The 7165-nt window shown below is 42.8% G+C and carries 8 protein-coding genes; 5 read left to right on the plus strand and 3 right to left on the minus strand.

Annotated elements, in window-relative coordinates; translation table 11 throughout:
* The first annotated feature begins 200 nt into the window (after window positions 1-200).
* On the plus strand, window positions 201-524 hold the full coding sequence (locus NI464_RS15435) for an ankyrin repeat domain-containing protein (RefSeq protein WP_253139471.1): 324 nt from the start codon (window positions 201-203) through the stop codon (window positions 522-524).
* A gap of 49 nt (window positions 525-573) precedes the next feature.
* Here NI464_RS15435 and NI464_RS15440 read toward each other — a convergent pair whose 3' ends face one another.
* Window positions 574-1125 (minus strand): type 1 glutamine amidotransferase domain-containing protein, encoded by a 552-nt coding sequence (locus tag NI464_RS15440; RefSeq protein WP_004728939.1) that lies wholly within the window; start codon window positions 1123-1125, stop codon window positions 574-576.
* A gap of 366 nt (window positions 1126-1491) precedes the next feature.
* Window positions 1492-2181 (minus strand): TIGR04219 family outer membrane beta-barrel protein, encoded by a 690-nt coding sequence (locus tag NI464_RS15445; RefSeq protein ID WP_138743087.1) that lies wholly within the window; start codon window positions 2179-2181, stop codon window positions 1492-1494.
* Between the two features lie 134 nt (window positions 2182-2315).
* Here NI464_RS15445 and NI464_RS15450 point away from each other — a divergent pair, with 134 nt between their 5' ends.
* The 3 genes from NI464_RS15450 to NI464_RS15460 all read left to right on the plus strand — a co-directional run bounded on the left by NI464_RS15450 (window position 2316) and on the right by NI464_RS15460 (window position 5946).
* Entirely contained in the window at window positions 2316-3764 is a 1449-nt protein-coding gene (locus tag NI464_RS15450) for an aldehyde dehydrogenase family protein (protein ID WP_253139474.1), read from the plus strand.
* A gap of 585 nt (window positions 3765-4349) precedes the next feature.
* The gene (locus tag NI464_RS15455) at window positions 4350-5825 is read left to right on the plus strand and encodes a sodium-dependent transporter (RefSeq protein ID WP_180087344.1); all 1476 of its coding nucleotides are present in this window, start codon (window positions 4350-4352) and stop codon (window positions 5823-5825) included.
* A gap of 10 nt (window positions 5826-5835) precedes the next feature.
* On the plus strand, window positions 5836-5946 hold the full coding sequence (locus NI464_RS15460; RefSeq protein WP_004647694.1) for a methionine/alanine import family NSS transporter small subunit: 111 nt from the start codon (window positions 5836-5838) through the stop codon (window positions 5944-5946).
* A gap of 175 nt (window positions 5947-6121) precedes the next feature.
* Here NI464_RS15460 and tnpA read toward each other — a convergent pair whose 3' ends face one another.
* Window positions 6122-6535, minus strand: coding sequence for an IS200/IS605 family transposase (gene tnpA / locus NI464_RS15465; protein ID WP_005249500.1), 414 nt, complete (start codon window positions 6533-6535; stop codon window positions 6122-6124).
* A 43-nt stretch (window positions 6536-6578) separates the two neighbouring features.
* Between tnpA and NI464_RS15470 the strand changes: the two genes are divergently transcribed.
* A partial coding sequence (locus NI464_RS15470) for a helix-turn-helix domain-containing protein (RefSeq protein ID WP_253139477.1) occupies window positions 6579-7165 on the plus strand: 587 nt, incomplete at its 3' end.

Consider the following 7165-nt stretch of genomic DNA (forward strand, 5'->3'; position numbering starts at 1 on the left):
TGATTGTACGGTAGATATTAGGTGGAGGCTTCTTCATTCGGAAATTATATTGCTGAATTAGACCTTACGAACAGCTTTGTGCAACAAAGCCACTTACAACAAGATATTGCTTTATATAGAGATCGAAGAAGAAAATTGGTAGGATTATTTGAAAAAGCAAAATGAATATAAGATTCATTATTTAAGTGAGTAAACTATTTATGAAACTCAACTCATTCTCCCCAATCCCAGAAGATGATGATGAACTGCATCTTCCTGAATTAGTGTACTGGGCTTCCTTAGGTGATGTTGAACAGGTCGAGCAGGCGCTACACGAAGGTCTGGACGTCAACTCCGCCGATGAAGAAGGCTATAGCGCCTTACAGGCTGCCGCTGAAAATGATCATCTGGAAGTGGTCAAACTTTTGGTTAGCAAAGGCGCAGATATTGCCCATCGCAGTCCAAATACTGCTTTAGAGCTGGCTGAAATGGCAGGCAATAAAGAGGTGGTGGCTTATCTGAAAAGTCTGGCCGGAGGTGTCTGAATATAAAAAAAGAACCTCAATGCTGAGGTTCTTTTTTTATGGTATGAGCTTAGGCAGCATCGCCTTCAAGTTCTTTTAAGATCGCTTCATTGAAAGCCGGTAAATCGTCCGGATTGCGTGAAGTAATCAGTACCCAGTCACCGGTATTGCAGCGGTGAACCTGTTCATCGACCCATTTCCCGCCGGCATTTTCCAGATCCAGTTTGATGCTCTTATACGAAGTCAGATTCTTATCTTTAATGCGCTGTGCATCAATCAAAGTCCATGGCCCATGACAGATCGCGGCAATCGGTTTGTGATTGTCGGCAAAATGCTGAATGATTTTTTGCGCATCCTGATTGATTCTTAAGGTATCCGCGTTGACTGTACCGCCGGGAATCACCAAAAGATCATAATCATTCAGATCGACGTGTTCAAGACTGGTATCCGGCGTATATTGGGTGGCAGCTTTGGTATCACCTTTGACCGTCGCGACATCTTCATTTTTTTCGGCAGCATGAATCACTTCAAAACCTTTGGACTTTAGAAAATTTAAAGGCTCAGTGAGTTCATCATGTTCAATGCCTTGATTAGATGTAATAAAGAGGACCTTTTTTACCATGATTGCTGTTCCCAAAAAATGTGAGGATTTTTAGCTTAACAACAAGGGGATTCTTACAATGTTGGAGTTTTAGCTCGGAACTGTTAAGCAATGATAAATAAAATAATAGGCAGAAAAAAAAGCCCCGACATCCTGTCGGGGCTTTTTCGTATCTCGTGATTTAGGTATAACTCCTGTCGTACCTCACGTCCTAGTGTTGCGATGTTCTTCTTGTTTTTAGGTCTTCGGAGCATCCTGCTCTCTATGTTTATAAAGTAATACACATCCCGGTAACGCACTAGCAGCAGATTGCGGTTATTGCTGTACGCTTTGGCTTACATCAGCGCAGAGAAATTGAGCTTTGTAGGCTTAACCGGTTGTATTGCATTAAAAATGTATATCTAGACCGATATAAGGACCTTTAAATTCCAGCTGTAAGTCTGGACGTTGATCCTGCTCAAAATCTACCTGCATGATGCGATAACCGATTTTGGCACCGACATCGACCAGCAGATTATCAATGAAATCATATTGCAGTTCCGCCTGTACGTCGGTCTTACGGGTATCACTGCCGTGACTGTAAACTGCTTCCGCTTTGGCACTCATACCGGTAAATGGCAATTTAACCCCGGCTGTTGCATAGAGCAGTGGACTATATTCATCCAGATCGTATTGAGTGAAAGCGCCGGCAGTCAGGTTTTTTACCGTACCATCCAGATTGGTTAAACCTGCACCTATATCCGCATGCACAATGGTATCTAGCAATTCATAATACAGAATATAGTCAATATTGTTCAGCTCAATTTCTGAGGCATTGATAAGAGAACTCTGTTCGCTATTGCTGTCCAGATTGACGTATTTAATCTTGGCATTTGGTAACAATGGCACAGGATGTTCTACAGCGACAGATAGCTGCGCTGTACCTTGTCGATCTAGCTCATGCTTGAAATTGTTATCCTGACTATAGCCGTCAAAATCCCAGTAACTGAGATTTGCTTTCACGCCGATTACATCTGCATGACTGAGCGTACTGAGTCCAAAACCGAAGAATAAGGTGGTGAGTATTTTTGCGCGCATGGCTCTATTCCCTAAAGCTTTATTAAAATTGGAGGTGTCTGGTTACTTAAAAACATCTTCTTAATATGGAGTAGCAAGTGCATGATATAGAGAATTTCAAAAATGTATATCCTTGGATTTTGCAGGACAATAAGATGGTAGCGAGAAGCACACAACAAACGAAAGAGTATGCATTATATGTCGCCGGTCAGGCCGTTCAGACGGGTGAATGGTTAGAGGTCAAACATAAATATAACCACGAACTGTATGCCCGTGTCGCCTTGGCTGATGCCAATACACTGGAACAGGCGATTCAGTCTGCCGTAGACGCAGAAGCCGAAATGGCTGCCTTGGAGCCGTTTCAGAAACAGAAAATTCTGCTGCATTGCGTACGCCGTTTTCGTGAGATTCATGAAGAACTGACTGAAATTCTGATTGCAGAAGGGGGCAAGCCGCGTAAAGCAGCCGAAGCCGAAGTTGAACGTCTGATTAATACTTTCCAGATTGCCGCAGATGCCGTGACCCAAGTTGATCAGGGACGTATGCTGCCTTTGGCCGTGACTGCGGCAGCATCCGGTTATCGGGGCATTGTAAAACAGGTGCCGATTGGTGCAGTGTCTTTGATTAGTCCGTTTAATTTTCCTTTAAACCTGACCGCGCATAAAATTGCTCCTGCGATTGCAGCCGGTTGTCCCTTTGTGCTGAAACCACCTAGCCTGACCCCGATTTCTGCCTTAAAAATTGCTGAAATTCTGGCGGAAACCGATTTACCGCGAGGTGCGTTTTCGGTATTGCCCTGTCCGCGAGAGCTGGCTGATCTACTGGTCACCGATGAGCGTTTTAAATTACTCAGTTTTACCGGTTCCGATGCTGTAGGCTGGGATATGAAAGCGCGTGCCGGTCGTAAAAAAGTGGTCTTGGAGCTGGGTGGCAATGCTGCTGTCATGATTGAGCCAGATACCGAAATTAACGATGCCTTGATTAACCGTCTAATTGGCGGGGCGTATAACCATGCCGGACAGGTGTGTATCAGTGTGCAACGCATTTTGGTGCATCAGCAGATTTATACTGAAGTGAAGGACAAACTGCTGGTGAAACTGAAAACGATTAAAGCAGCTGATCCGAATTTAAGCACAACCTTGGTTGGTCCGATGATCAAGGAAGATGAAGCCAAGCGCCTGAAAAAATGGCTGGATAAAGCCCTGAAAAAAGACGCGAAAATCCTGATTGGAGGTGAGCTAAATGGCGTGATGTTTGCACCGACCTTGCTGGAAAATGTAGACCACAGTCTGGAAATCTACCGTGATGAAGCCTTTGGCCCGGTGGCAATCCTGGAAGCGTATACTGATTTTGAATCCGGTATTGCCTGTATCAACCGCAGCCGTTTTGGCTTGCAAGCCGGGGTCTATACCCAGAATCTGAACAAGATGTTATATGCCTGGGATCATCTGCATGTGGGCGGTGTTATCATCAATGATATTCCGTCTTTCCGGGTTGATAACATGCCTTATGGCGGGGTCAAAGATTCAGGTCTGGGTCGTGAAGGAATTCAGTCAGCCATTCGCGACATGCAGGAAGAGCGCATGCTGGTGATTAAAGCCTAAGTTTAGAATACTCATTGCTTCGATATCACAGGCAGCTTGTTTTAAATCTGCTTGTGATATTTAAGCCGGTTTTTAAAGAGGTCAAAGTTCCATGAGAGACTTTGTTTCCCATATCACAGCTTGGTCATGTGCCTTAGTATGAGCCGTTTCATCTTCAAATAATGATCTAAAAACAGATGCTGGATTGGAGTCTTGGAATACATTTTTTGAAACAGCGACCCTGTAGTAAAACTTAAGAAAAAATATATTCCAAAAAGTTTGTCAATATATAACTTGTTTAATCTGGCCTATTTCGCAGAATTATTGAACGCTTAATTCGAATAGATTATAAATAACGAATATTTTAAGCAGAATTTACAGAAAAAATTTAAAAAAGTCAGTATTGTTGAATCATCTACAAGGTCAGTTTTTCGATCAGACTTTAAGCAAGATGTAAGACCTGCTGACCTGTTTGTACATTAGAATTCGACGCCCACAAGGTGCCCTCTAATTCAAACACCCAAAATTATTGAAAATGCTTCTTTTTTTGCTTGCGCCATAACCATAACAAGCAGCATTTAAAGGGGTTAAAAGTTTAGGTGTTCTATGACAGAAACTCGTGAGAATTGGTCCGCACGATCAGGATTCATTATTGCAGCGATTGGTTCCGCCGTTGGCTTGGGGAATATCTGGCGTTTCCCTTATGTTGCCTATGAAAATGGTGGCGGGGCATTCCTGATCCCTTATCTGATTGCGATTTTCGCAGCAGGTTTACCTTTATTGTTTTTAGACTATGCGGTCGGACACAAGTTCCGTAAAGCACCGCCTATGGCCTATAAAAAACTCATGAATGCCGAATCCCTGGGTTGGTGGCAGGTCATGGTCACTCTGGTGATCGGGATTTACTATGCCAGCGTCTTGTCCTGGGCTGGCAGCTATATGTTCTATTCCTTTGGACAGCAGTGGGGCACAGATACCCAAGGCTTCTTCTTCAATACTTACCTGCAAAATGGTGAGGGTCTGACTCTCGGTTTTGTACCTGTGCTGTTCTTTGGTCTGGTGGTCGTTTGGGCAGCAGTCATGCTGATTCTTTACGGTGGAGTACGCCGTGGGGTGGAACTGGCGAATAAAATCTTTATGCCATTGCTGGTGATTTTATTCACGATCCTGGTGATTCAGGCAGTCCGTTTACCGGGTGCAGTCGATGGCTTAAATGCTTTCTTCACACCAAACTGGGAAGCGATGACCAACTATAAAGTCTGGTTAGCTGCTTTTGGTCATATCTTCTTCTCATTGTCAGTGGGCTTCGGGATCATGTTGACCTATGCGTCTTACCTGAAACGCAAAACTAACCTGACCGGTTCCGGGATTGTGGTGGCATTGGCCAACTCGTCTTTTGAAATTCTGGCGGGTATTGGTGTCTTTGCCGCGCTTGGTTTTATGGCGTTCAGCTCAGGTGCGAAAGTTGAAGATGTAGTATCTGGCGGTATTGGTCTGGCCTTTATTGCGTTTCCGAAAATCATTTCCAGTTTAGGTGCAGGTGGTGACCTGTTCGGTTTCCTGTTCTTTGGTTCATTGACGGTTGCTGGTATTACCTCGATGGTCAGTATCCTGCAAGTTCCGATTGCTGCGTTCCAGGACAAACTGGGCTGGTCAAAGAACAAGTCAGTGACGATTATTGCTGGTGGTTCAGCAGTGATTTCTACCCTGATGTTCTCGACACATAGTGCCATTACCTTTGTCGATATCATCGACTACTTTGCCAATAACATCGGTATTGTCGGTGGCGGTCTGTTATCGATTATTCTGTTGTCGTGGTTCCGTCGTCCGTTAATGAAACAGCTGGAAGGCCATGTGAACGAGTTTGCCAGCGTGAAACTGGGTGCCAGCTGGAACTTCATGCTGACGGTGATCACGCCGTTGTCATTATTGCTGGCATTGGGCTTGACCCTGAAATCGATTATGGCAGAAGGTTATGGTGGCTATGCTGCCAGTACCCTATGGATGGTAGGTGGAGGAGTGATGGCATTCTTTATTCTGGGTGCCATTCTGTTCAGCCTGATCAAAGACCGTCACAGCTAGGAGAGCGACTATGAATACATCTGCACTAATCATGATGATCATCTCCATCGTTTTATTATGGGGTGGTCTGGTACTGGCTGTGATTCATCTGGCAAAAAATCCGGAAGAACCAGAAGACTAAAAATCTTCACATAAACCTACTGTTACCATAAATGGAAGTCATTATCATCCTTGATGATAATGACTTTTTTAATGGTTGATGCTTTGACATGATTTCCGTTTCAGATGGACAAGTCTATCTTTAAGTGAAAGAGGACTCCACCCGACAGTCAGGGTGGAGGTGAATTTCACAGATTTTAACCTTGTTGGTTTTGAATGTAATTTTTAATAATATCCAAAGACGCACCACCGCACGACCCTGCAAAATAAGACCTTGACCATAAAACAGGTTTTGCATAACTACCACGTAAATCTAAAAATTCATTCCGCATTCTTCTGCTTGTTACCGATTTTAAATTATTCACCAACTTACTAAGCTGAACAGTTGGTGGGTACTGAATAAGCATGTGAACATGGTCAGCCTCACCATTACATTCTTTTAGTTCTGCATCAAAATCTTTGCATATTTCGGCTACATACTCACTAAAATACTTATGATGTAGATCATTTAGGATTTTCTTTCTGTACTTTGTAATAAATACTAAGTGTACGTGTAAGTTAAAGGCTGAATAGCGGTTTTTATAGATTTCAGTCATTGTTTGATTGTTCATTTAATGATAGCATTTGATTATATTAACACATACATACTCATTTATGAAAATCAACAAAGCGTATAAATTTAGGCTTGAGCCTAATGCAGAGCAGGAGCTTGTTTTAAACAAGTTGCTTGGCTCTGCACGTTTTGTTTGGAATCAAATTTTAGCTGTATCGTTCGAGATGCTTGCTAATAATGAGCGAATCAACAAAGTTAATTTAGTCAATAAAATTCCTGAATTACGAAAAAAACCTGAGTGTGCTTTTCTAGAAAACAGTTCAAATGGCGTTTCACTTCAACAAAAAGTGCGTGATCTTGGTGATGCCTGGGGGAAGTTCTTTGACCCGAAAGAACAAGCCAAGTTAAAGCAAAAACCATTTAAAGCCAAAAAACCAAGATTCTTCAAATTGCCTGATGGTCGTGAAGTCCAACTTAGACCACTTATGCCACGATTCAAAAAGAAATCTAATGGCTATGATTCCATTCGTATTGTTCAATTTGATAGATATTGCTGGGTTAAAGGTAACCAAGTTAAGTTACCTAATGACATTGGCATTGTGAAATTCAGAAAATCACAAAATATTGTGGGTGAGATTAAGAACGTCACAATCTCAAAGCATGTCGGAAAATGGTATGTGTCATTTGG

Origin of the sequence: Acinetobacter lwoffii (assembly GCF_024129685.1) — a bacterium.
GTDB lineage: Bacteria > Pseudomonadota > Gammaproteobacteria > Pseudomonadales > Moraxellaceae > Acinetobacter > Acinetobacter lwoffii_X.